General features: G+C 70.8%; 25 protein-coding genes. 8 read left to right on the top strand and 17 right to left on the bottom strand.

Annotation, left to right across the window (positions count from 1 at the left end; all coding sequences use genetic code 11):
* Positions 1–133 precede the first annotated feature (133 nt).
* On the bottom strand, positions 134–913 hold the full coding sequence (locus Q0Q23_RS04560) for a dienelactone hydrolase family protein (RefSeq protein ID WP_295119983.1): 780 nt from the start codon (positions 911–913) through the stop codon (positions 134–136).
* A 171-nt stretch (positions 914–1,084) separates the two neighbouring features.
* Here Q0Q23_RS04560 and Q0Q23_RS04555 point away from each other — a divergent pair, with 171 nt between their 5' ends.
* Positions 1,085–1,378, top strand: a complete 294-nt coding sequence (locus Q0Q23_RS04555) for a GNAT family N-acetyltransferase (RefSeq protein ID WP_363316236.1) — start codon at positions 1,085–1,087, stop codon at positions 1,376–1,378.
* Between the two features lie 78 nt (positions 1,379–1,456).
* The gene (locus Q0Q23_RS04550) at positions 1,457–2,407 is read left to right on the top strand and encodes a hypothetical protein (RefSeq protein ID WP_295119977.1); all 951 of its coding nucleotides are present in this window, start codon (positions 1,457–1,459) and stop codon (positions 2,405–2,407) included.
* A 200-nt stretch (positions 2,408–2,607) separates the two neighbouring features.
* Here the strand turns inward: Q0Q23_RS04550 and Q0Q23_RS04545 are convergent, their stop codons facing one another.
* The 8 genes from Q0Q23_RS04545 to Q0Q23_RS04510 all read right to left on the bottom strand — a co-directional run bounded on the left by Q0Q23_RS04545 (position 2,608) and on the right by Q0Q23_RS04510 (position 8,292).
* Positions 2,608–3,231, bottom strand: coding sequence for a response regulator transcription factor (locus Q0Q23_RS04545; protein ID WP_295119975.1), 624 nt, complete (start codon positions 3,229–3,231; stop codon positions 2,608–2,610).
* A complete protein-coding gene (locus tag Q0Q23_RS04540) occupies positions 3,228–4,460 on the bottom strand; it encodes a sensor histidine kinase (RefSeq protein WP_295119973.1) in 1,233 nt (410 codons plus the stop codon). The genes Q0Q23_RS04545 and Q0Q23_RS04540 overlap by 4 nt, the downstream gene beginning before the upstream one ends.
* Before the next feature lie 2 nt (positions 4,461–4,462).
* Positions 4,463–6,049: an MFS transporter gene (locus tag Q0Q23_RS04535; RefSeq protein ID WP_295119970.1), complete on the bottom strand. Its 1,587-nt coding sequence runs from the start codon at positions 6,047–6,049 to the stop codon at positions 4,463–4,465.
* Between the two features lie 92 nt (positions 6,050–6,141).
* The gene (locus Q0Q23_RS04530; protein WP_295119967.1) at positions 6,142–6,444 is read right to left on the bottom strand and encodes a hypothetical protein; all 303 of its coding nucleotides are present in this window, start codon (positions 6,442–6,444) and stop codon (positions 6,142–6,144) included.
* 5 nt (positions 6,445–6,449) lie between these two features.
* The gene (locus Q0Q23_RS04525; RefSeq protein ID WP_295119964.1) at positions 6,450–6,926 is read right to left on the bottom strand and encodes an SRPBCC family protein; all 477 of its coding nucleotides are present in this window, start codon (positions 6,924–6,926) and stop codon (positions 6,450–6,452) included.
* Positions 6,923–7,318, bottom strand: a complete 396-nt coding sequence (locus Q0Q23_RS04520; RefSeq protein ID WP_295119961.1) for a helix-turn-helix transcriptional regulator — start codon at positions 7,316–7,318, stop codon at positions 6,923–6,925. The genes Q0Q23_RS04525 and Q0Q23_RS04520 overlap by 4 nt, the downstream gene beginning before the upstream one ends.
* A 79-nt stretch (positions 7,319–7,397) precedes the next feature.
* Complete coding sequence (locus Q0Q23_RS04515) at positions 7,398–8,039, bottom strand: HAD-IA family hydrolase (RefSeq protein ID WP_295119958.1); 642 nt, start codon at positions 8,037–8,039, stop codon at positions 7,398–7,400.
* 31 nt (positions 8,040–8,070) lie between these two features.
* Positions 8,071–8,292, bottom strand: coding sequence for a hypothetical protein (locus tag Q0Q23_RS04510; RefSeq protein WP_295119954.1), 222 nt, complete (start codon positions 8,290–8,292; stop codon positions 8,071–8,073).
* An 86-nt stretch (positions 8,293–8,378) separates the two neighbouring features.
* On the opposite strand from Q0Q23_RS04510, the gene Q0Q23_RS04505 reads away from it, so the two are divergent.
* Together Q0Q23_RS04505 and Q0Q23_RS04500 are read left to right on the top strand one after the other, a co-directional pair.
* The gene (locus Q0Q23_RS04505) at positions 8,379–9,329 is read left to right on the top strand and encodes a helix-turn-helix domain-containing protein (protein ID WP_295119951.1); all 951 of its coding nucleotides are present in this window, start codon (positions 8,379–8,381) and stop codon (positions 9,327–9,329) included.
* A gap of 51 nt (positions 9,330–9,380) precedes the next feature.
* On the top strand, positions 9,381–10,325 hold the full coding sequence (locus Q0Q23_RS04500) for an NADP-dependent oxidoreductase (protein ID WP_295119948.1): 945 nt from the start codon (positions 9,381–9,383) through the stop codon (positions 10,323–10,325).
* Here Q0Q23_RS04500 and Q0Q23_RS04495 read toward each other — a convergent pair.
* The 3 genes from Q0Q23_RS04495 to Q0Q23_RS04485 all read right to left on the bottom strand — a co-directional run bounded on the left by Q0Q23_RS04495 (position 10,322) and on the right by Q0Q23_RS04485 (position 11,159).
* Positions 10,322–10,690, bottom strand: coding sequence for a hypothetical protein (locus tag Q0Q23_RS04495; RefSeq protein WP_295119945.1), 369 nt, complete (start codon positions 10,688–10,690; stop codon positions 10,322–10,324). The two genes, Q0Q23_RS04500 and Q0Q23_RS04495, sit on opposite strands and share 4 nt — an antisense overlap.
* Before the next feature lie 88 nt (positions 10,691–10,778).
* Positions 10,779–10,958, bottom strand: coding sequence for a hypothetical protein (locus Q0Q23_RS04490; RefSeq protein WP_295119943.1), 180 nt, complete (start codon positions 10,956–10,958; stop codon positions 10,779–10,781).
* Between the two features lie 42 nt (positions 10,959–11,000).
* Positions 11,001–11,159 carry a hypothetical protein gene (locus Q0Q23_RS04485; protein WP_295119940.1) on the bottom strand — a complete coding sequence of 53 codons (159 nt, stop codon included), beginning with the start codon at positions 11,157–11,159 and terminating at the stop codon, positions 11,001–11,003.
* Positions 11,160–11,470: 311 nt separating this feature from the next.
* On the opposite strand from Q0Q23_RS04485, the gene Q0Q23_RS04480 reads away from it, so the two are divergent.
* Positions 11,471–12,043 carry an RNA polymerase sigma factor gene (locus tag Q0Q23_RS04480; RefSeq protein ID WP_295119937.1) on the top strand — a complete coding sequence of 191 codons (573 nt, stop codon included), beginning with the start codon at positions 11,471–11,473 and terminating at the stop codon, positions 12,041–12,043.
* Between the two features lie 101 nt (positions 12,044–12,144).
* A complete protein-coding gene (locus tag Q0Q23_RS04475) occupies positions 12,145–12,543 on the top strand; it encodes a RidA family protein (RefSeq protein ID WP_295119934.1) in 399 nt (132 codons plus the stop codon).
* A 90-nt stretch (positions 12,544–12,633) separates the two neighbouring features.
* On the opposite strand, the gene Q0Q23_RS04470 is transcribed toward Q0Q23_RS04475, so the two are convergent.
* The gene (locus tag Q0Q23_RS04470; protein WP_295119931.1) at positions 12,634–12,807 is read right to left on the bottom strand and encodes a CsbD family protein; all 174 of its coding nucleotides are present in this window, start codon (positions 12,805–12,807) and stop codon (positions 12,634–12,636) included.
* Between the two features lie 173 nt (positions 12,808–12,980).
* Between Q0Q23_RS04470 and treY the strand changes: the two genes are divergently transcribed.
* Both treY and treZ read left to right on the top strand, forming a co-directional pair.
* Positions 12,981–15,335 (top strand): malto-oligosyltrehalose synthase, encoded by a 2,355-nt coding sequence (gene treY, locus Q0Q23_RS04465; protein WP_295119928.1) that lies wholly within the window; start codon positions 12,981–12,983, stop codon positions 15,333–15,335.
* A complete protein-coding gene (gene treZ / locus Q0Q23_RS04460) occupies positions 15,332–17,128 on the top strand; it encodes a malto-oligosyltrehalose trehalohydrolase (RefSeq protein WP_295119925.1) in 1,797 nt (598 codons plus the stop codon). The genes treY and treZ overlap by 4 nt, the downstream gene beginning before the upstream one ends.
* On the opposite strand, the gene Q0Q23_RS04455 is transcribed toward treZ, so the two are convergent.
* Genes Q0Q23_RS04455 through Q0Q23_RS04440 form a run of 4 tightly spaced genes read right to left on the bottom strand, consistent with a single transcriptional unit; the run spans position 17,094 to position 21,181 of the window.
* Positions 17,094–17,918, bottom strand: a complete 825-nt coding sequence (locus Q0Q23_RS04455; protein WP_295119922.1) for a carbohydrate ABC transporter permease — start codon at positions 17,916–17,918, stop codon at positions 17,094–17,096. The two genes, treZ and Q0Q23_RS04455, sit on opposite strands and share 35 nt — an antisense overlap.
* Complete coding sequence (locus Q0Q23_RS04450) at positions 17,915–18,835, bottom strand: carbohydrate ABC transporter permease (protein WP_295119919.1); 921 nt, start codon at positions 18,833–18,835, stop codon at positions 17,915–17,917. Before Q0Q23_RS04450 ends, Q0Q23_RS04455 begins: the two co-directional genes overlap by 4 nt.
* The gene (locus tag Q0Q23_RS04445; protein WP_295119916.1) at positions 18,835–20,193 is read right to left on the bottom strand and encodes an extracellular solute-binding protein; all 1,359 of its coding nucleotides are present in this window, start codon (positions 20,191–20,193) and stop codon (positions 18,835–18,837) included. The genes Q0Q23_RS04450 and Q0Q23_RS04445 overlap by 1 nt, the downstream gene beginning before the upstream one ends.
* A gap of 4 nt (positions 20,194–20,197) precedes the next feature.
* Positions 20,198–21,181, bottom strand: coding sequence for a carbohydrate kinase family protein (locus tag Q0Q23_RS04440; protein ID WP_295119913.1), 984 nt, complete (start codon positions 21,179–21,181; stop codon positions 20,198–20,200).
* Positions 21,182–21,197 lie beyond the last annotated feature (16 nt).

Genomic DNA, 21,197 nt, shown 5'->3' with positions numbered 1-21,197 from the left:
CAACCTTCTGATCCGTAGTCAGATGCTCTATCCGTTGAGCTAGTGGCGCATGACCTGCAGCGGTGGTCGCGCGGGCCTGTTAGAGCTTACATGACCCGTTCGCAGACCGCCAATTGAGCCGGCGCACGGCCCGTCAGGCGAAGACCTCGTCGAGAAAGCAGGCCAGCGCGCGCCAGCTGCGGGCGTCGGCGACCGGTCGGTACCGGTCGGTGCCCGGGATCGTGAACGCGTGGGGCGCCCCCGAATAGGTGGTCAGCTGCCAGTCGACGTGCGGCGCCGCGCGCAGCTCGTTCTCGAAGGCGATCACGGCCTCGTCCGGCACCACGGGGTCGGAGCCGCCGGTCAGCACCAGCAGGGAGGCGGCGATCGAGGCGGCGTCGGACGGCTCGTGCGCGATCAGCCCGCCGTGGAAGGAGACGACGCCGCGGGCCGGCGCGCCGGTGCGGGCGAACTCGAGGGCGGCGCTGCCGCCGAAGCAGTAGCCGATCACGGCCAGTCGTGCCGGGTCGACCGCCGGGTGCTGCTGCAACCAACTGAAGCCGGCGGCGACGCGAGAGCGCAGCAGCGGGAGGTCGTCGTAGTACTGCCGGGCGACCTTCGGCGCCTCCTCGTCGTCGGGACGCACGTCCGCGCCGAACAGGTCGGCCGCGAACGCGACGTACCCCCGCCGGGCCAGCATCTGGGCGCGCATGCGCACGTTGTCGCCGACGCCCTTCCAGTCGTGGAGGATCAGCACGGCCGGCCGCCGCTCGTCGGCCTGCACATCCCGTGCAAGATAGCCCTCGAGGAGAACGCCTTCGTGCTCGTACCCGATCACCTCTGCGTCGATGACGGAGTGCTCGCCGATCGGCACCTGCTCGAGCAGTGCCTGGTGGGCAGGGGACAGTGCGGGCGACGGGTTCTCGATCGTCACGGGTGAGGCTCCAGCGTTTCTCGCGGCGCGCACGACGGTCGTCGCGCGCGGCCTGGCCTGCTGCAGCTCGATCGCGGAATGCGCGCGGGAACCCGGACGGTGCGGGTTCGGGTCCCACGGCTTCACGATACCTCCCCTCCCTCACACTCGCGACGGTCGTACGATGGGCGCATGTCCACCGAGTTCAGCAACGAGACCGACGCGAACCGCTACGCGATGCGGATCGACGGCGAACTGGTCGGCGTCCTCGACTACAGCATCCTGGGCGGCTCGATCTCGCTGACCCGGGCCTACACCGTGCCGGCGCAGCGCGGCAAGGGGTACGCGGCCGACCTGGTGGCGTACGCCGTCGACGACATCGAGCGCACCTCCGACCGGCGGATCGTGCCGATGTGCTGGTATGTGGCCGACTGGTTCGAGGCCCACCCCGAGCGCGCCGGCCTGCTGCAGCAGCGCGCCGGCTGACCGCCGATGGGAGGCCGTGGGTCCGCTGCGCTGGAACGCTCCGCCGCACTCGTCGTCCGCTTCGGAGACGCCTCCGCAGTGGCGGTCGTTCACGAGACGCTGCGAGCGCCGCGCGGCAACGAGGTGGTCGTGCGGGTCACGCACGCGACGATCGGTTCGACCGAGGTGCTGGCCCGGCGCGGCGGCTACGTGTTCCAACCGGTTCCGGGATTCGTGCCCGGCTACGACTTCGTCGGGGTGCTGGAGTCGGAGTCCGCCGTCTCGGTCGCGCTCGGCCTCCGCACGGGTGCACGTGTCGCCGGAGTGCTCCCGCGGATGGGCTCGCACGCGACCCACCTCGTGCTCTCGCCCACGTTCCTCGTCGCGGTGCCGGAGGCTCTCCCCTCGGAGCTCGCAGCGACGGTGCCGCTCAACGCCGTGACCGCGGCGCTCGCTCTGCACTACGCCGGCGCGGCGCCGCGCATCCTCGTCCAAGGCGTCAGCGGCGCGGTGGGAATGCTCGTCGCGCAGCTCGCGCTCCGCGACGGCCGTGCGGTGATCGGCACGGGGTCCGCTCCCCCGCCCGGATTCGCCGAGCGGAGCGCCGAGGTGCTGCTCGCCGACTACCGCGACCCCGACTGGCCGGCGCGCGTCCGCGAACTGGCCGGCGGCCGCGTGGAGGCGGCGATCGACCACACCGGTTCGCCGCGCGTCCGCGAAGCCGTCGCCCCCACCGGGGTGATCGTCCACACGGCGTTCGCGGGCCGGGCGGAGCACGAGCGGGGTGATGCGATCCGCGGGTCGGCCGCCGCCGTCGCCCACGGCCGCGGTCACCCGCGCGAGGTGGTCTGCTCCGTACCGTTCTGGGTGCTCCGGAAGCGTCCGGCGTACCGGCGCCTGCTCAGCGGCCTCCTCACCGACGTCGCCGACGGGCGGTTGCACACGTTCGAGCCGCAGGTCGTTCCGTTCGACGCGGTGTGGGAGGCGCATCGCATCGCGGAGCAGCGCCCCGCGGGCCGCACCGTCGTACTGTCCCTGCCGCGATCCTGACCGGGGCGGGAGGACGGGCCGCCGGCCGTTGTCGCCAGACGCGGCCCGTCCACCAGGGGAGACGCAGCTGCCTCGCAGCACATAACGCTCCCACCACCCAGGACAACGATGCGTCCCCACCCGCCGCGCCGCGCGTCACCGCGTCGGCGTGTTGTGACCAACGGCCGGACGGAAGGCGCCTGGCGAGAGGCGCCGGGGCGTCAGTCGATGAGGCCCAGCTCGAGGGCGCGGCGCACCGCGGACGTACGGTCGGAGACGCCGAGCTTCTCGTACGCGCGGGCGAGGTAGGTCTTCACCGTGGCCTCGCCGATGTAGAGCTCGGCGCCGATCGCCGCGTTGGTGAGGCCGTCCGCCGCGAGCCGCAGCACCTTGACCTCCTGGGCGGACAGGGCGGGCGCCTGGCCGCGGCCCTGCAGACGACCGAGCAACGCGGAGGCGGCGGACGTCGCCAGCACCGTCTCCCCCGCGGCAGCGGAGCGCACCGAGCGCGCCAGGTCGGCCGGCGCGATGTCTTTGAGCAGGTAACCGCTCGCGCCGGCCTCGATGGCGCGCAGGATGTCCTGGTCGGTCTCGTAGGTGGTCAGCACGACGACGCGCGTGCCCGGAAACTCTGCGGCGATCGCGCGCGTCGCCGCGACGCCGTCGCCGCCCGGCATGCGCAGATCCATCAGCACGAGGTCCGGCTTCAGCACGGCGACGAGCGACACGGCCTCCGGCCCGCTGCCGGCCTGACCGACGACCTCGATGTCGTCGTAGCTCTGCAGCATCCCGCGGATGCCCTCGCGCACGACAGGATGGTCGTCGGCGAGCAGGATGCGGATCATCCGGCCGCCTCCGTGGTCGGGAGCACCATGTCCAGCCGGGTGCCCTGGCCGAGGCCGCTCACGAGGTCGAACGTGCCCCCGGCTTCACGGACGCGGGACGACATCCCGTCGATGCCGTAACCGCGCCGCGGGGCCGCAGGGTCGAAACCGCGGCCGTCGTCGCGGACGGTGAGCCGCAACCCGCCCCGCTCGTATCCGAGCGACGCCTCGACCGCGTGCGCGGCGGCGTGCTTGCGCACGTTGGCCAGCGCTTCCTGGAAGACCCGCAGCGCCACCACCTCCACCGCCGGGGACGCCGGCCTCGGAGTGCCGTGCACCGTGAAGACGACCGGCACTCCTGTCTCGTCGCCGAATCGCGCCGCGACCCGGGCGAGCGCCTGGTCGAGCGTGGAGTCGGCCAGGCGACCGGGTGTGAGCGCGGCGATGATCCGGCGTGACTCCTGGAGGTTCTCCTGCGCCGTCTCGGTCATCAGCTCGACGTGCCTGCGCGCGGAGGACGGGTCGGCCTCCAGCTCGCCCTGCACCGCATGGCCCAACGTGATGATGCTCGTGAACCCCTGGGCGAGGGTGTCGTGCATCTCGCGGGCGATGCGCTCGCGTTCGGCCGCGGCGCCCTGCTGCTCCGACAGCGCGGCGATCTCGCGCTGCTGCTCGCGCAGCCGGTCGATGAGGAGGCCGCGCTCCCGGCTCTCCTTGGTGACCGCGGTGATGCGGTTGCTGAAGTAGATGGACACGGCGATGACGAGCACGGTCATGCCGAGGGTGGAGGCCACATCCCCGGGGGCCAGATCGCCGAGCAGCCAGCGCACCCCGACGCCGCCCAGATTGAGGACGACGATCGCGATGGCCGCGGGCACGGCCGACAGCATCAGGAAGAACTGCGGGGACAGCACGAACAGCGCGACATTGGACCAGTTGTTCAGCCCGTACGCCACGAAGTAGACCGCGGTGCTGAGCCCGACGTAGACCCATGCGCGCCAGGTGTTGGACCGGACCCCGGCACGGCTGGGCCGCGCCACGAACCAGTAGAACGGGAACAGCGCGACGATGAGGCCGGCCGCCGTGAACGTCCGGACCGCACCGGTGTACGGGTTGGCCAGGACGAGCACGACGGCGGCGAGGGTCGCGGCGGCGGAGTAGCCGATCCAGTCGCCGAACCAGCGGTCGTCGGCCCGGACGGTCGGGAGGTCGGACGAGCGGTCGTCGGCGCGATCGGACGGGCTGGTCACGTTCAGACTGTAGCGTTCTCGGGCGCCGCCGACTCGCCCAGCACGTCGTCCTCGGGCATCGAGGTGCGCCCCGCCGGATAGAGCATCCCGATCACCGCGACGACCGCCATCGCCGCGGCCATCCCCCAGAACGCCCACTGCACGGCCGAGGCGTAGTCCGCGCGGACGGCGTGCAGGATCTGCTCCTGCACGACCTGCGGCAGCGTGGAGAGGGCGCTCGAGCGGTCCGAGGCGCCGCTGATCTGGTTCACCGCGTCCTGAGCGTTCGCCGCCGAACCGCCGAACTTCGCGAACGACGTGGTGAGGAGGTCGGTGAGGCGGGAGGTCACGATGGTCGAGAAGACCGCGATGCCGAGCGCGCCCCCGAAGTTCTTCATCGTCTGGGTCAGCGCGGAGGCCTCCCCGTAGGTGGCGCCGACGGCGCGGTTGACGGCGTCGGTCGAGACCGGCGTGAACATCAGGCCGATGCCTGCGCCGGCGAGGACGAGCGGAGCGGTCTGGGCGTTGAAGAACAGCACGCCGTTCACGGAGAGGTCGGTGGCGCCCAGCGCCAGCCAGGCGAAGCCGGCGGCTCCGACGACGCCGCCGAGCAGCACCATCGCCTTCGCGCCGTTCCGGTCGAACCGCACGGAGCCGACCCGGCTGCCGATGACGAAGCCGATGAAGAACTTGAGGAACAGGATCCCGGTCGCCATCGCGGACAGCTGCAGGGACACCTGGCCCCACACGCTGAGGAAGAAGAAGGCCGACATGAACGCGATCGAGGCGAACAGGGTCGCCAGCCGCGAGAACAGCACGCCGCGGTCACGGAAGGCACGCACCTGCACCAGCGGCTGGGCCGCGCGCAGCTGCAGCCAGCCGAACAGCACCAGCAGGGCGGCGCCGCCGATCAGGCTCACCAGCACGGCCGGGCTGCCCCAGCCCCACGGGCTCGCCTGCTGGAGTCCGAACACGAGCGCCGCCATCCCGGCCGCCACGACCGCGGCGCCGATCCAGTCGATCCGCTCGTGGCGGCGCGTGGAGGGACGCGCGGTGAGCGCGACGATCACGAACGAGACGACGGCGATCGGCACGTTGACCCAGAAGATCGACCGCCAGGTCCACTCGGTGAGGTAGCCTCCCGCGATCGGACCGACGGCGGTCATCGCGCCTGTGATGGTGAAGAAGATCGCCATCGCCCGGCCGCGCCGCTCGCGCGGGAAGCCCTCGACGACGATTCCGATCGCTGCCGGGAACATGATCGCGCCGCTGACGCCCTGCAGCGCGCGAGCGCCCACGAGCCAGCCCTCGGCGAGATCGCCGGTCGGGGTCAGCCCGCACAGCAGCGACGTGATGCCGAAGCCGGCGATGCCCAGGAGAGCCATCCGCTTGTGCCCGACGACGTCGGCGACCCGGCCGCCGAGCAGGAAGAACGCGGCGGTCGTCAGCAGATAGACGTTGACCGCCCACTGCATGCCGTCGTGGCTGAGGCCCAGGTTCTGCTGGATGGTCGGGGCGGAGAGCGCGACGATCGTCTGGTCGATCGTCGTCATCGAAACGGCGAGGATGAGGCCGACGAGCGCCGGCTTCGACGAGGATGCGGGATTCATGCATCCAGCCTCGTCGGCCCGTGGTCTCGGCGGCACCGGCGGACGGAGGACGGCGGTGTCCACCGATCGGTGGACACCGCTCGGTGCTGCCGTCAGTCGATGTCGTAGGTGAGATGCGTCGCGTTCGCGGTGACCACGACCTCCGTCGCACCGTAGCCGAGCTCGTCGCTCCAGCCGTCGGGCGCGTCGATGACGTCGAAGAGGTTGCGGCCCATGACGACCGCGCCCGATCGAGCCGTGGCGGCCTCCAGGATGCGATTGTCGTCCGGGTCGTCGGCGAAGACCCAGCGGTGTAGGGGCTCACCGCCGGTGCCGAGGCCGTTGCCCGGGCCTGCGTCGGGCCCCGTGACGAAACCGTCGAGCGAGACAGTGATGTCGGCGACGATGCGCGTCATCGGGCTCACCCCCTCGCCAGCAGCTCGTCGAGCTTCTCGTAGCCCTCGGTCATGCCGTACTCCATGCCCTCCGCGACCATGGCCTCCAAGGCTTCTTTGGACGGGAAGACGGAGTGGCCGAGAAGCCGGGAGCGGCCCCCGGGGAGCGACTCGAAGCGCAGGATGTCGAGGCTGACCTCGTTCGGCGCGCCCAGGTATTCGAACGTCTGGATGATGAGTTCGTTCTCGACGACGGTGTGGATGACCCCGCGGAACGCGTAGACGTTGCCGTCGGGGTCGGTCTGCTCGAAGCCGTAGCCTCCCCCGGTGCGGAAATCCCAGTGGGTGATCGTGTTGTCGAGACTGCGCGGACCGATCCATTGCACATAGAGGTCCGGGTCGGCGTGCGCCCGGAAGACGGCCTCCACCGGGGCCTCGAACTCTCGGGTGATGTCGGCGTACGAGGTGCCGGGCACGGCATCGATGACGACGGGGTTGCTCATGACTCCTTCTCCTTCTTCTCTGTGTTCTTCTGCTGCGTGCTCTTCTGCTCTGTGCTCTTCTTCTGCGTGCTCGGCTCTGCGGCGGCGAGGAGGCCGTCGAGCGCCCGGTAGCGCGCTTCGGCCTCCAGCCGGTAGCGGTCGATCCACGAGGTGAGTCGTTCCAGGGCGGCGACGTCCAGATGGACCGGGCGACGCTGCGCCTCGCGCGTGCGCCACACCAGGCCGGCGCCTTCCAGCACACCGATGTGCTTGGACACCGCTTGGAGGGTGATGTCGAACGGCTCGGCCAGTTCGTTGACCGTCGCGGGACCTCGGCTGAGGCGGGCGACGATCGCTCTCCTCACCGGATCCGACAGTGCCGCGAAAGCCCTGTCGAGCGGGTCCGGCTCCATTAGTCAACCACCTTTTTAATCAATCAATTGGTTGACTAAAGGATAGAGCGAAGCGCCAGGGGCGTCAACCCTCGGCGGCTCAGGAGGCCACGGGCGCGTCCTCGACGCCGGGAACCGCGCCGGCGTAGTCGCCGATGCGCTCCAGGCCGTCGGTCAGGGCGGAGACATGGGAACCCACCACGACGACCCGGGCACCGGAGGCGATCGCCGCCGCCAGACCGGCCTCGGCGTCCTCGAAGACGACACAGCGCTCGATGGGCGCCCCGAGCCGTGACGCGGCGAGCAGATAGCACGACGGATCTGGCTTGCCGCACTCGACATCCTCGGCGGCGACGATCACCTGCGGGACGCCGACGCCCGCGGCGTTCAGCCGGGCGAGCGCGAGCTCACGCGAGGCGCTCGTGACGATCGCGACACCAGCTCCGCGCTCTGCGAGCGCCGCGAGCAGCCGCCGCGCGCCCGGCACCTCCACGATGCCGTCGGTGCGGGCGACCTCCGCGGCCAGCAGCCCGGCCACCAGCTCGGCCTGCGCCGAATCGGTCAGCGCCGGAAGGAAATGCGCGACGGTGTCCCCCGCCTGTCTTCCGTGCGCGAAAGCGAGCACCGCCCGCGGGTCGAGCCCGTGGCGTTGGCAGAACTCCGTCCACACCGCTTCGACGACCGCGTGCGAGTCGACGAGCGTGCCGTCCATGTCGAAGAGGTATGCGTCGGCGTTGTCCATCCGACCAGCCTAGGCGGGCCGGCCGAGGCGCTCAGCGGCCGGCGGCGCGGGCGTCCTGAGCGGCACGCAGGTCGGCCAGCGCACGGTCGGTCTCGCGGGTGACACGGCCTCCCCGCGCGGCGATGGCCGCGGGCAGCCAGTCGCTCAGGAGGAAGCGACGTCGGCGCGGCGGGACGATCTCCCCGTCGCGGGTCTTCACCGGGCGGGCCACCCAGCTGTGTTCGATGCCTTGTGCCCAGGTCGTGTTTGCCATGTCCACAACGTTACGAACGAAAACATTCGGCCACGAGTTGGCTTCAGGTCTATCTTCGCAAAGATTCGGCCACTACACTGACGTCCATGCTGAAGAGCGTGGCCGTGCCGATGATCGACGATTTCGCGATGTTCGAGTTCGGCGTCATCTGCGAGGTGTTCGGGCTCGACCGCAGCTACGCGGGCCTGACGCCGTTCGACTTCCGGGTCTGCTCGGCGAACCCGGGAGAGCCGATCGGCAACGCGACCGGGGTGCGCATGATCGCGCCGTACGGGCTCGACGCGATGGAGGACGCCGACCTGATCGCGGTGCCGGCCGCCACGATCCGCGACGAGTACCCGGAAGACCTGCTCGACGGGCTGCGGCGCGCCCACGCGCGCGGCGCCATCCTCCTCAGCGTCTGCTCCGGAGCCTTCGCGCTCGGAGCCGCGGGGCTGCTCGACGGGCGCGAGTGCACGACGCACTGGCGCCACGCCGACGACCTGCAGCGCCGGTTCCCGCAGGCGCAGGTGAACCCCGACGTGCTGTTCATCGACGACGGGACCATCATCACCAGCGCCGGGACCTCGGCGGGCATCGACGCGTGCCTGCACCTGGTGCGCCGCGAGCTCGGCAGCGCCGTCGCCAACACGATCGCGCGCAACATGGTGGTTCCGCCGCAACGCGACGGCGGGCAGCGCCAGTACATCGAGAGGCCGGTCTCCGACTGCGAGGACGACACGTTCAGCGAGCTGCTCGACCACCTCACCGACACGCTCGACGAGAGCCACACCGTCTCCGGCCTCGCCGCACGCGCCCACATGTCGACCCGGAGCTTCTCGCGCCGCTTCGTCGCCGAGACCGGGGTGCCTCCCATGCAGTGGCTGACCACGCAGCGCGTCCTGCACGCGCGCCTGCTCCTCGAGACCACCGACCTGCCGGTCGACGAGGTCGCGCGGCGCAGCGGGTTCGGCAGCGCGACGCTGCTGCGGCACCACTTCGACGCCGAAGTGGGCGTGCCGCCCACCCGGTATCGTGCTGCGTTCGCCCAGCGCTGACCCGCGCCGACCCCTCCCCCCGTCTCCACCGACTCCGACCGAAGGACAGCCATGGCCACGCAGATCCAGTACGACCACCTCGGCGGCCCGGAGGTGCTGGAGGTCGCAACGGTGCCCGACCAGGTGGCGCCGGAGGACGGTGTCGTGGTCGCCGTGCGCGCGGCCGGCGTGAACCCCATCGACGGCAAGCTCCGGAGCGGCACCCGACCGACCGCTCCGATCACGCGGCCGCGCGTTCCGGGAAGCGACGCCGCGGGCGTGGTGCTCTCGGTGGGAGCGGGCGTGACCGACTGGTCGACGGGTGACGAGGTGGTGGTGCGTGAGGCGCACGGCGCCTACACGACCCGCCTGGTCGCTCCGGCCTCCCACCTCGTGCGCAAGCCCGCCGCGGTGACGTGGGAGGAGGCCGCGGCCATCGGCGTCCCGGCGAGCACCGCGCATCAGGCGCTCGTGTCACTGGGCGTCCAAGCGGGAAGCACCCTCCTCATCCACGGCGGCTCCGGCAGCGTCGGACGGGCCGCGATCCAGCTGGCCCGGCGGATGGGCGCGACCGTGGTGGCGACCGCGTCGCCCGCGAACCACGACCGGTTGCGCGAGCTCGGCGCCGTCCCCGTCGCCTACGGCCCCGGCCTCCTGGAGCGCCTGCGCGAGGCGGCGCCGCGGGGCTACGACCGCATCCTCGACGCGATCGGCACCGAAGAAGCGCTCGAGACCTCATTCGCGCTCGTCGACGACCGTTCGCGCATCGGCACGATCGTGGTCGGGCCGCGCGCAGCGGAGTTGGGCATCCGGGCCTGGGGCGGCGGGAATCCCGTGCCCCTGACCGCGGACGAGCTCCGTCTGCGCGCCGACGCCTATCCGCTCGTGCTCGGCCTGATCGCCGAGGGCGCGTTCGAGGTCGACATCGCCCGCACGTTCCCTCTCGGACAGGCGGCGGACGCCGCCCGGCTGGTCGAGGGAGGCCACCCCGGCGGGAAAGTCGTGCTGACGCCCTAGCGGTGCAGCGGGTGGCGGTGCAGCGGCTCGCGGTGCAGCGGCTCGCGGTGCAGCGGCTCGCGGTGCAGCGGCTCGCGGTGCAGCGCCCGCACCGTGAGGCGCCGAGGGGGTGCGTGCTCCGTGCGTCCGGGCGCGAGATCGTCGCCCCGGTAGTGGCGCAGCAGCCTCCAGTTGCGCACGGCGAACCGCTCGCAGACGAGGGCGGTGACGACACCGCAGACGATGATGCCCCACGCCCGCGGATTCTCGCCCTCCGTCGGGATGAGGAACAGGAGCGCCGCCGTCGACAGCGCGGCGACGAGCCCGCACAGCGCCCCGACCCCGACGCCACGCCACGCCCGGGCGCGCTCCTTCCGGTCACCCATGCAGCGCAAGCTACTCCGCCGAGGCGGGTGAACACCAGGGGAACGTGCCGTGTCCTGGCGGTGAACACGCCAGGCCACGCCGTCGACCTCACTCCCGGCGGCCGCCCGCTCCGAACCGCTCCTGCCACTCGGCGTACGTGTGGTCGTGGCCGAGCGGGCACTCGCAGCTGATCAGGATCGGCCGACCCGTCACCACGCTTGTGGCGCGCTCGATGTGCGTGAGGCCCGCCGTGGTCCGGCTGAGCGCCTGGCGCTTCTTCTTCGGCATGAGCCGCTCCTCGTTTCGTCGTGGGGGAGTCTCGGTCTGCGTTCAGCCGTTGTAGCCGCGGCAGCTGCCGCAGTCGTCGCAGACCAGGACGAACGCCGGACCACCCGCCAGCGTCGTCACGATCGCAGGACGCGCATCACGCGCTCCGCAGTCGGGACAGATGCCGCGCCGGATCAGTGTGCGTGTCTCGAGCGTGCTCATCGTCCACATCCCTTCTCTCTGCGGAGAGGACACGGTTCCGAGGAATCCGTAACGCCGGGTGCCCGGCGCCGCCCAGTATCGGTCGACGAACGGATGACGCCACCGACCACCTTCGGGCGATGCGATGGGCGATACGTACGTGCGCCGAACACGTAGTCGAACACGTAGTCCTACGCCTGTCCGAGACACCGGCATTCGCGAGCCTGATCCCGCGAGCAGAGGCCGGTGTCCGTCAGTCCTCTCCTCCGACTCCCATCCCGAGAACGAGTGCGTGCGGCCCGACACCGGCCCCATCGCCTCCGAGGAACATCATGCTCAGCATCATCTCCGGCATCACCCGGCTCGATCAGCTCTCCGATGAGGAGCTGATCCACCTCACCCGCGAAGGCGACGACCGGGCCTTCGGCGAGATCTGGCGACGCCACGCCGCCGTCGGCGTCGCCATCGCGCGGCGCATCACCACCCGCATCGACTCCGCCGACCTGGTCTCCGAGGCCTTCGCCCGCATGCTCCAGGCCGTACGAAACGGCGCCGGGCCGACGACCGCGGTGCGCAGCTACCTCGCCACCACGATCCGGTCGGTCGCCGCCTCGTGGGGCCGCAACCTGCGCCCCACCGTCGACCTCGACGACGCTCCGGACCTCGGCTTCACGGACGAGCGCTTCGACGCGCTCGACGAAAGCGACCGTCACGACGCGGCGATCGCCGCCTTCAACTCTCTTCCCGACCGCTGGCAGCGGGCGCTCTGGTACTCCGAGGTGGAGGGGCGCTCCAACGCCGAGATCGGCGAGCTCCTTCACATCAAGACGACCGCAGCGGCGATGCTCGCCTCCCGTGCCCGTGCCGGTCTGCGCAAGGCCTGGTATGCGCGCGAAGCCGCCTGAGGCCCCCGCCCGTCAGGGTCACGGGACTGCCGGCGGCTCGGCGGCGGCTCCGCTGCAGCGCGCTCTGGCACGTCTGCCGTGATCGCTGCGACGATGTCGACATGCCGATCAGCTTTCTCCGACCACCCGGATTGGTCAACAGCCCTGCGTTCAGTCACGTCGCGGTGGTGCCCGCCGGCGCGACCACCGTCTATCTCGGTGGCCAGAACGGCGTCGACGAGCACGGAGCGGTCGTCTCTCCCGAGGTGGGCGCACAGGCCGCACGGGCGCTCGACAACGCGGAGGTCGCGCTCACGGCGGCTTCCGCAACCCTCGACGACGTCATCCAGTGGTTCGTGGCCATCGACGACGGGGCGGACCTCGCGGCCGCCTACGCGGCCATCGCTCCGCGTCTGGCGAGGGAGGGCAGCCCGCCACTGGTCTCGGCCGTGCGCGTGGCCGGTCTCGGGGTGCCGGGCGCGCTGATCGAGATCAGCGCCATCGCGGCCGTCACGCGCTGAACCGGCGCGGGAACGTGCGAAGTCCCCGCCGCGTGGACCGCGACGGGGACTCCGGTGCTGGCGCTCAGCGCGTGCGCCGAGTGCAGGCGTTCAGTGCTTGAAGGCGTCCTTCACCTTCTCGCCGGCGTTCTTGAGGTCGGCCTTGATCTGGTCGCCCTTGCCCTCGGCCTCCAGGCGCTCGTCGCCCGTGGCCTTGCCCGCGCCCTCTTTCGCCTTGCCGCCGGCGTTCTGAGCGGCGTTCTCGATCTTGTCGTCGAGTCCCATCGTGGTCCCCTTTCGTCTGCGTATCCCCGACGCTCCCACCCTCTGCCGGGGCCGTCCAGGCTGCACTCACCTCCTGAGAAATCAATCCCCTCACAGCGTGTGCCCTGCGCCGGTTCTCCACAGAAATGTCCAGCCCCTTCCTGGCGAGGTCGGCTCGCGAAAGAATCCACGGTGTGAGCAACGACGTACCGACAAGCACCTACCGCCTCCAGATCACTCCCGACTTCACGCTGCGGGATGCCGCGCAGACGCTCGACTACCTGGTCCGGCTCGGCGTGGGCGCCGTCTACCTGTCGCCACTGCTCCAGTCCGCGGCGGGCTCGGCGCACGGCTACGACGTCGTCGACCCCACCCGCGTCGACGAGTCACGAGGCGGTCCCGCTGCTCTGCGGGAGTTCGCGGACGCCGCTCATGCGCGCGGACTCGCTGTCGTCGTCGACATCGTGCCCAATCATCTCGGCGTCGCAGTACCCCACGAGAACCCCTGGTGGTGGGACGTCCTCCGGCTCGGCCGCGACTCCGCCTACGCCGACTTCTTCGACGTCGATTGGCGGTTCGGCGGCGGCCGGCTGCGCATCCCGGTTCTCGGCGACGGTCCGGACGAGCTCTCCGCGCTCCGGGTGGAGGGCGGCGAGCTCCGGTACTACGAGCACCGCTTTCCCCTGGCCCCCGGCACGGAGTCCGGCGCGGCACCGATCGTGCACGACAGACAGCACTACGAGCTGGTGTCGTGGCGACGCGCCGACGCCGAGCTCAACTACCGGCGGTTCTTCGCGGTGAACACCCTGGCCGGGGTGCGCGTGGAGGATCCGCGGGTCTTCGACGCCACGCACGTCGAGATCGGACGATGGCTGCGCGAGGGCCTGGTCGACGGCCTCCGCGTCGACCACCCCGACGGGTTGCGCGACCCCGGCGATTACCTCGACCGGCTCGCGCAGCTTGCCGGCTCGCGCCCGATCTGGGTCGAGAAGATCCTCGAAGGCGACGAACGGATCCCGACCTGGCCCATCGCCGGCACGACCGGATACGACGCACTCGGCATCGTCGATCGGGTGTTCGTGGACCCCGGGGGCGAAGAGCCGCTGACAGCGCTCGCGGAGGAGCACGACGACCGCGAAGAGAGCCGAGACTGGCCCGCGCTCGTGCACCGGCGCAAACGGTCCGTCGCCGACGGCATCCTGCGCTCGGAAGTGCTGAGGGTGACGCGCGAGGCGCGTGCCCTGGCGTCCGGCCCGTCGCGAGACGTGGAGGACGCGCCGTCGGACGCGCCGTCGGCCGACGACGTCGCCGACGCCGTCGCGGAGCTGGCAGCGGCCTTTCCGGTGTATCGCAGCTATCTGCCGTTCGGCGGCGACCACCTGGCGGCGGCTCGTGATGCCGCTGTCGCCGCACGTCCCGATCTCGCCTCGTCGCTGACCTGGCTCGTCGGCGCCTTCGGCACCGATACCGATGGCAAAGTGTCCGAGGCGTCCGCTCGATTCCAGCAGACGAGCGGCGCGATCATGGCCAAGGGTGTCGAGGACAACGCCTTCTACCGTTACACGCGGCTGGTCTCGCTCACCGAGGTGGGCGGCGATCCGTCGGAGTTCGCCCTCCCGGTCGCCGCCTTCCATCGCATCCAGGAGCGACGGCTCACCGAGCTGCCGCACTCGCTCACGACGCTCAGCACCCACGACACCAAGCGCAGCGAAGACACCCGCGCGCGGATCGCGGTTCTGGCGGAGGCTCCCGAGCGCTGGGCGCGGTTCCTCGGCGCAGTGCGCGAGCGTGCCGCGCTCGGCGACGGAACGCTGGAGAACCTGCTCTGGCAGTCGATCGTGGGCGCGTGGCCGGCCTCCCGCGAGCGACTGCACGCCTACGCGCTCAAGGCGGCACGGGAGGCCGGCGCAGGAACCAGCTGGACGGATCCCGATGCGCTGTTCGAAGGCGCTCTCTCCGACCTTGTCGACGCTGTGTTCGACGACGCCCGGGTGGCAGCCGAGGTGGAGGCGATCACCGCCTTCGTGGAGGCGCCGGGGGCGAGCAACGGCCTCGGGGCCAAGCTCCTCCAGCTGATGGCGCCGGGTGTTCCCGACGTCTATCAGGGCTCCGAACGCTGGGAGCGTTCGCTCGTCGACCCGGACAACCGACGCCCGGTCGAGTTCGACGCGGCGGCCGCCCTGCTCGCGCACCTCGACGAGGGACGCCGGCCGGAGATCGACTCGTCCGGCGCCGCCAAACTGCTGGTCACATCCCGGGCGCTGCGCCTGCGCCGTGACCGGCCCGAACTGTTCACCGGTTATGAACCGCTGCACGCCGCCGGGCCGCAGGCGGACCATCTGGTGGCCTTCGACCGGGGAGGCGCCGTCGCCCTCGCGACGCGGCTCCCGGTCGGGTTGGCCCGCGCGGGTGGCTGGGGTGACACCGCCGTCGACGTCGGAGCCCGGGAGCTCCACGATGAGCTGACGGGTCGCACGGTCAGCGGGCGTGTGTCTCTGGCAGAACTCTTCGACCGGTATCCCGTCGCGCTGCTGGCGGTGACCCGATGACCGGCGTCGAGACGACCGCCTCCGGGGCGTTCGAGGCGAGCGCCCTCCCGGCGCGCACCTTCCCGGCACGCACCTTCCCGGTGTGGGCACCCGACGCTGGATCGGTGTCCGTCGACGTGGCGGGCCGGGGCCGGCAGCCGCTGGAGCGCGCGGACGGCGGATGGTGGCGCCTGGCAGCCCCGCTGGAGGCGGGCCCAGGCGCCCTGGACTACGGTTTCGTGGTCGACGGCGACGGCCCGTTTCCCGACCCGCGCTCTCGGCGCCAGCCCCACGGAGTCCACGCGCTGAGCCGCGAGTGGAGCCCCTTCGACCACGAGTGGGGCGACGGCGCCTGGCGCTCCGCATCGCTCACCGGCCGGGTGATCTACGAACTCCACATCGGCACGTTCACACCGGAGGGGACGCTCGACGCCGCTGCCGGACGGCTCGACCACCTCGTGGGCCTCGGGATCGACGCCGTCGAGCTGTTGCCGGTCAACGCGTTCAACGGAACTCACGGGTGGGGCTATGACGGCGTGCTCTGGTTCGCCGTGCACGAACCCTACGGCGGCCCGGACGCCTACCAGCGGTTCGTGGACGCGTGTCACGCGCGCGGCATCGCCGTCATCCAGGACGTCGTCTACAACCACCTCGGTCCGAGTGGAAACTATCTCCCGAAATACGGGCCCTACCTGAGCGACGGCCGCAACACCTGGGGTTCGTCGGTCAACCTCGACGGGCCGCGGTCGGACGAGGTGCGGCGACTCATCCTCGACGACGCGGCGTTCTGGCTCGACGACATGCACGTCGACGGGCTGCGGCTCGACGCGGTGCACGCCCTGCACGACAGCAGCGCCGAGCACATCCTGGAGGCGCTCGCGCGACGAGCGGCCGGCATCCGGGAGTGTACCGGGCGCGCCGCGACGCTCATCGCCGAGAGCGACCTGAACGATCCGCGCCTGATCCGCGAGCGCCGCAGGCACGGCTACGGTCTCGACGCACAGTGGGACGACGACGTGCACCACGCGATCCACGTCAATCTCACCGGGGAGACCAGCGGCTACTACGCCGACTTCGCGGGGCCGGGGTCGCTCGTGAAGGTATTCGAGCGCGGCTTCTTCCACGACGGCACGTACTCGAGCTTCCGCGAGCGCCTCCACGGCCGGCCGCTCGACGCCGAGATCCCGTTCACCCGCCTCGTCGCTTTCAGCCAGGACCACGACCAGATCGGCAATCGCGCGATCGGCGACCGCCTCACCGCGACGCTTACCGACGGCGCGCTCGCCGTGGCGGCCGCGCTCGTCCTGCTCGGACCCTTCACGCCGATGCTCTTCATGGGCGAGGAGTGGGGTGCGACGACGCCGTGGCCGTTCTTCAGCTCGCATCCGGAGCCCGAACTCGCGGAGGCCACCCGCACCGGCCGCATCGCCGAGTTCGCCCGCATGGGCTGGGATCCCGCCGTCGTTCCCGACCCCCAGGACCCGGCCACGTTCGAGAGCGCGCGGCTGCGCTGGGCCGAGCTCGACGAGCCCGGGCACGCGCGGCTGCTCGCGTGGTACCGCACGCTGATCGGGCTGCGGAGAGAAATCCCGGCCGACGCTCGCACCACCGCGGTGTCGTGCGTCGACGACGTGTTCCGCTTCACGCGTGGCGGGCTGCGTGTGGAGGCTGCGCTCAGCGGGTCCCTCCCTCCCGCGGAACAGGCCCCGGACGGCAGCGGCGGCGCCCTGGCCGCTTTCGACGACACGGTGCGCGTGACCGCCGCGATCGGCGATGGGGTCAGCGGGTCCCCACGCCCCCCGCGATACCGCTGATCAGCCGGCGCTGCAGCACGAGGTAGAGGATCACGATCGGGAGAGCGATGAGAACCCCGGCCGCGGACAGCAGCGAGTAGTTCGTCATGTGCTGCCCCTGGAAGAACGCCAACCCCAGCGGGGCCGTGCGGAACTGGTCCTGCGTGATCATGACGAGCGGGATGAGGAACTCGTTCCACGTCCACATCCCGACCAGCACCGCCATCGTCGCGATCGACGGCCAGGAGGCCGGCACCAGCACACGCCAGAGCAACCGCCGATCGCTCGCGCCGTCGAGCCGCGCCGCCTCGATGATCTCGCCCGGGAACGCCCGGAAGTGGTTGCGCATCCAGAAGGCGGCGAACCCGAGCGACTGAGCGGTCTGCGGCAGGATGAGCGACCAGTAGGTATCGGTGAGGCCCGCCGTGCGCAGATTGAAGTAGAGCGGGATGATGAAGGCCTCCTCGGGGAGCATCAGCCCCACCAGCAGCACGAAGAACAGGATGCCGGACCCCGGGAACGTCATACGCGCGAACGCATAACCCGCCAGGGTCGCCAGAACGAACGTGAGGACGACGACGGCGACGGCGACCAGAACACTGGAGGCCATGTAGGCGGAGAAGTGACCCTCCGTCCACGCGTCCGAATAGTTCTGGAGGCGGACGGTGCGCGGGAGCTGGAACCCGCCCGTGTTCTGGCCCGCGGGGATCACCGACGAGAACAGCACGCCCACCAGCGGCAGCAGAGCGAACAGCGCGAAGACGCTCAGCATGATGTAGTCGACGGTCTTCTCGACTCTGCCGATTCTCATGCGGTCTCCTTCGGCTGAAGCCGGGTGATCAACCACGAGATCACCATGATGAGCACGGTCAGGGCGATCGCGACAGCGGCCGCAGAACCGACCTGACCGGTGTTGAATGCGCGGTTGAACGCCTCGTAGGCGGGGACGGTGGTGCTCGTCCCCGGCCCGCCCTGCGTGGTGATGTAGACGATGTCGAACGACTTCAGCGTCGCGGTGACGGTCAGTGTGAGGGCGATCGCGATCTGCCCGCGCAGCGCCGGCAGCGTCACACCGAAGAACTCGCGCAACGGACCCGCACCGTCGATGCGTGCGGCCTCGAAGACGGACGGCTCGATGTTCTGCACGCCGCCGAGGAAGAGCACGAGACAGAGCCCGGTGTTGACCCACGTCCCGATGAAGCCGATCGCGACCAGGGCGAACGTGTAGTCGACGAGCCAGGCCCGGCCCAGATCGCCGAGCCCGATCCATCCGAGCACCTGGTTGAAGAGGCCCTGCGGGGCGTAGATCGACACCCAGATGGTGCCGACGACCACGGAGGCGATCACCTGCGGGAGGAAGAGCACGGTGCGGAAGAAGCCCATCCCCCGCAGCCGATTGGCGTGCGAGAGCACGATCGTCAGCCCGAGACCGAGGATGACGGGGAGGGCCGCGTAGAACAGCAGCAGAACGCACACGTGCAGGAACGCGTCGCGCAGCTGCGCGTCGGTGAAGACCGCCGCGTAGTTCTTCAGCCCCGCCCACGTCGACGCGCCGATGCCGTTCCAGTCGTAGAACGAGTACTGGAACGTCTGCACGAGCGGGACGACGATGAACGCGGCGAGCACCAGCACGGCCGGCGCGATGTACAGGTACGCGACCGGCTGCCACCGGCGCCGCGCGCGGGTGCGCGGAGCGTCGGTGGCAGTCGCGACGAGGGTCTGAGCCATCACTTGTTTCCGGAGACGAAGCCCGAATAGTCGGTCTGCAGCGTCTGCGTGAACTGCTGCGGTGTCGTCTTCCGTGCCGTCAGGTCCTGCATGGCGGCGGTCAGCGTCGCGTAGAAGGTCGGCGTCGTGTAGTCGAGATACGGGACGATGCTCTTGCCGGCCGTCAGCGAGGCGTACTGGGCGTACACGCTCGCGTTCAGCGTCCCCGCCTTCGCCGTGTGATCCGCCGGGAGGACGGTCGGCAGGCTGTTCGCGTCGATCATCGTCTGCGCGCTCGAACGACCCGAGATGAAGTCGATGTAGGCGGCCGCGGCGTTGGGGTGGGCGGACTTCGACGTGATCGCCCACGCGAGCCCCTCGCCGCCCTGCGTCACGGGCGCGGACGCGCCGGCGGGGGTGAGCGCCGCCATCCCGACGTTCGACTGGCCGAGTGCCTGCCCGATCGTCGACATGTCCCACGTGCCGTCGATGATGAAGGCCGCCTGGCCCTTGCCGAAGTCCGCGACGGCGGCGTCCTGGGAGATGCCGTTGGCGTCCGCGGGCAGGTAGCCCTTCGCGGACCAGTCCTGGATGGTGGCCGCGGCGTCGACGTTGGCCGCGTCGGTCCAGGCGCCCGACTTGGCCGAGACGAGATCCTGCACGGCCTTCGCGCCGGCGGTCGCAGCCTGGACCACACCGTAGAGCTGGATGCCGCGCACCTTCTCGAGATCGCCGTAGGCCATCGGCTGCACCCCGGCCGCCTTCGCCTTCGCCATGTCGGCGGTGAGGTCGTCGAGCGTCTTGGGCGCCTCGACCCCGAGGCTGTCCAGGATCTTCTTGTTGTAGTACACGCCGACGAACTCACCGGTGTTCGAGACGCCGTAGAGGTTGCCGGTCTGCCAGTGCTTGCCGTCGGAGCTGAAGGTGTTGAGGGCGAGCAGGTTCGAGGGGAAGTAGTCGTTCCAGCCGTAGAGCTTCGAGTAGTCGTTCAGCGGGGTGAGCATCCCGCCCGAGACGAAGGCGCCCATGTCGGGGTAACCCTGGTTCGCCTGCACGACGTCCGGCGGGTTGTTGCCCGAGAGGGCGAGCTTGAGCGTGGTCTTGAGATCGGAGAACGACTGGCTGTTGCGCTTGATCGTGATGTCGGGGTACTTCTTCTCGAACGCCGCGTTGAGCTTCTTCTGCGCGGCGTCGATCTCACCGGTGTTGTTCTGATCCCAGACGGTGAGCGTGTACTTCCCCGACTCCACGGTCTTGGATGCGGCGACGGTCTTCGACGTGTCGCCTCCCCCGGAGGTTCCGGGCGCGCATCCGGCGAGGAGTACGGCGGTCGCCGCAGCGAGTGCGCCGACGGCTATGGCGGTGAACTGCTTCTTCAATGGATTACCTTTCTGTTGCCTCTGTTGCCGGGGTGTGCTGGAGCGGCTCCCGCCGCGTCCAGTCGTGGAGGAAGTCCCAGTCGGCGTCGGCCGCGCTCCGTTCGACGAAGCGGACGAGCTGCGCAGCGGTGGGAGCGGCAGCGCCGCCGCCCAGTCCCGTCACGGAATACGCCGCCGCGGCCGTCGCGAAGCGGAGTCGCTCGACGAGGGTCCAGTCTTCGGCGAACGAGGTCATGAGGGCGGCGGTGAAGACGTCGCCTGCGCCGGTGGGGTCGACGGCCGCGACCGGGATCCCCGGCACGTCCGCTTCCTCCCCGCTCGCCGAGTCGACGGCGACGACGCCCGCCGCTCCGCGGGTGACCACGGCCAGCGACACGTGGTCGGCCAGTGCGCGAGCGGCGGCCACCGGGTCGGAGGCGCGCGTGTACGCCATCGCCTCGTCGTGGTTCGGGATGAAGACGTCGACCCTGTCCAGCCCGCCGAGGAGGTCGCTGGACCACTCCTCCGTCGCGTCCCAGCCGACGCCTCCCACCAGGATCGCGCCGCGGTCGCGGAGCTCGCGCGCCCAGGGCAGCGCTGCGTCCGCGACATCGAGGTGCGCCGCTGCGACGTCGTCGCGACGCGCCGGGATCGCGACCGCGTGCTCCTCGACGTAGGTGATGAACCCGCGGTCGTGCGGCCCCGAGATCGCGACGCTGACCGGCGTCTGATAGCCCGGGACGGTCGTCAGCTCCTCGAGGTCGAGGTTGGGCTCTGCCCGAAGGAGGGCGTGCACGTGCGACCCGATGACGTCGTCGCCCATCGCGGCCACCAGGCGGGAGTCGGCGCCCAGACGTGCCGATGCCACCGCCCGGATCGCGGCGCCGCCCGCGGCGATTGCGAAACGGTCCGCGTACTTCTCCTGACCGAGCACCGGCACGTCGGCGCCCGTGAAGATCAGGTCGCAGAAGACATCCCCGGTGAAGAGCAGGGCTCCGGGTCGGGACACACGGTGATGCAAGAGT

It is taken from the genome of uncultured Leifsonia sp., from assembly GCF_945957465.1.
Taxonomy (GTDB): Bacteria; Actinomycetota; Actinomycetes; order Actinomycetales; family Microbacteriaceae; genus Leifsonia.
Note: the sequence above shows the minus strand (reverse complement) of the source record. Positions and strands in the feature narration are given on the sequence as shown.

Bases quoted from the DNA above. Each gene is read 5' to 3' on its own strand.
- Q0Q23_RS04555 (WP_363316236.1), top strand. From the start codon at position 1,085: ATGTCCACCGAGTTCAGCAACGAGACCGACGCGAACCGCTACGCGATG.
- Q0Q23_RS04545 (WP_295119975.1), bottom strand. From the start codon at position 3,231: ATGATCCGCATCCTGCTCGCCGACGACCATCCTGTCGTGCGCGAGGGC.
- Q0Q23_RS04535 (WP_295119970.1), bottom strand. From the start codon at position 6,049: ATGAATCCCGCATCCTCGTCGAAGCCGGCGCTCGTCGGCCTCATCCTC.
- Q0Q23_RS04530 (WP_295119967.1), bottom strand. From the start codon at position 6,444: ATGACGCGCATCGTCGCCGACATCACTGTCTCGCTCGACGGTTTCGTC.
- Q0Q23_RS04525 (WP_295119964.1), bottom strand. From the start codon at position 6,926: ATGAGCAACCCCGTCGTCATCGATGCCGTGCCCGGCACCTCGTACGCC.
- Q0Q23_RS04520 (WP_295119961.1), bottom strand. From the start codon at position 7,318: ATGGAGCCGGACCCGCTCGACAGGGCTTTCGCGGCACTGTCGGATCCG.
- Q0Q23_RS04515 (WP_295119958.1), bottom strand. From the start codon at position 8,039: ATGGACAACGCCGACGCATACCTCTTCGACATGGACGGCACGCTCGTC.
- Q0Q23_RS04510 (WP_295119954.1), bottom strand. From the start codon at position 8,292: ATGGCAAACACGACCTGGGCACAAGGCATCGAACACAGCTGGGTGGCC.
- Q0Q23_RS04505 (WP_295119951.1), top strand. From the start codon at position 8,379: ATGCTGAAGAGCGTGGCCGTGCCGATGATCGACGATTTCGCGATGTTC.
- Q0Q23_RS04500 (WP_295119948.1), top strand. From the start codon at position 9,381: ATGGCCACGCAGATCCAGTACGACCACCTCGGCGGCCCGGAGGTGCTG.
- Q0Q23_RS04495 (WP_295119945.1), bottom strand. From the start codon at position 10,690: ATGGGTGACCGGAAGGAGCGCGCCCGGGCGTGGCGTGGCGTCGGGGTC.
- Q0Q23_RS04490 (WP_295119943.1), bottom strand. From the start codon at position 10,958: ATGCCGAAGAAGAAGCGCCAGGCGCTCAGCCGGACCACGGCGGGCCTC.
- Q0Q23_RS04485 (WP_295119940.1), bottom strand. From the start codon at position 11,159: ATGAGCACGCTCGAGACACGCACACTGATCCGGCGCGGCATCTGTCCC.
- Q0Q23_RS04480 (WP_295119937.1), top strand. From the start codon at position 11,471: ATGCTCAGCATCATCTCCGGCATCACCCGGCTCGATCAGCTCTCCGAT.
- Q0Q23_RS04475 (WP_295119934.1), top strand. From the start codon at position 12,145: ATGCCGATCAGCTTTCTCCGACCACCCGGATTGGTCAACAGCCCTGCG.
- Q0Q23_RS04470 (WP_295119931.1), bottom strand. From the start codon at position 12,807: ATGGGACTCGACGACAAGATCGAGAACGCCGCTCAGAACGCCGGCGGC.
- treZ (WP_295119925.1), top strand. From the start codon at position 15,332: ATGACCGGCGTCGAGACGACCGCCTCCGGGGCGTTCGAGGCGAGCGCC.
- Q0Q23_RS04455 (WP_295119922.1), bottom strand. From the start codon at position 17,918: ATGAGAATCGGCAGAGTCGAGAAGACCGTCGACTACATCATGCTGAGC.
- Q0Q23_RS04450 (WP_295119919.1), bottom strand. From the start codon at position 18,835: ATGGCTCAGACCCTCGTCGCGACTGCCACCGACGCTCCGCGCACCCGC.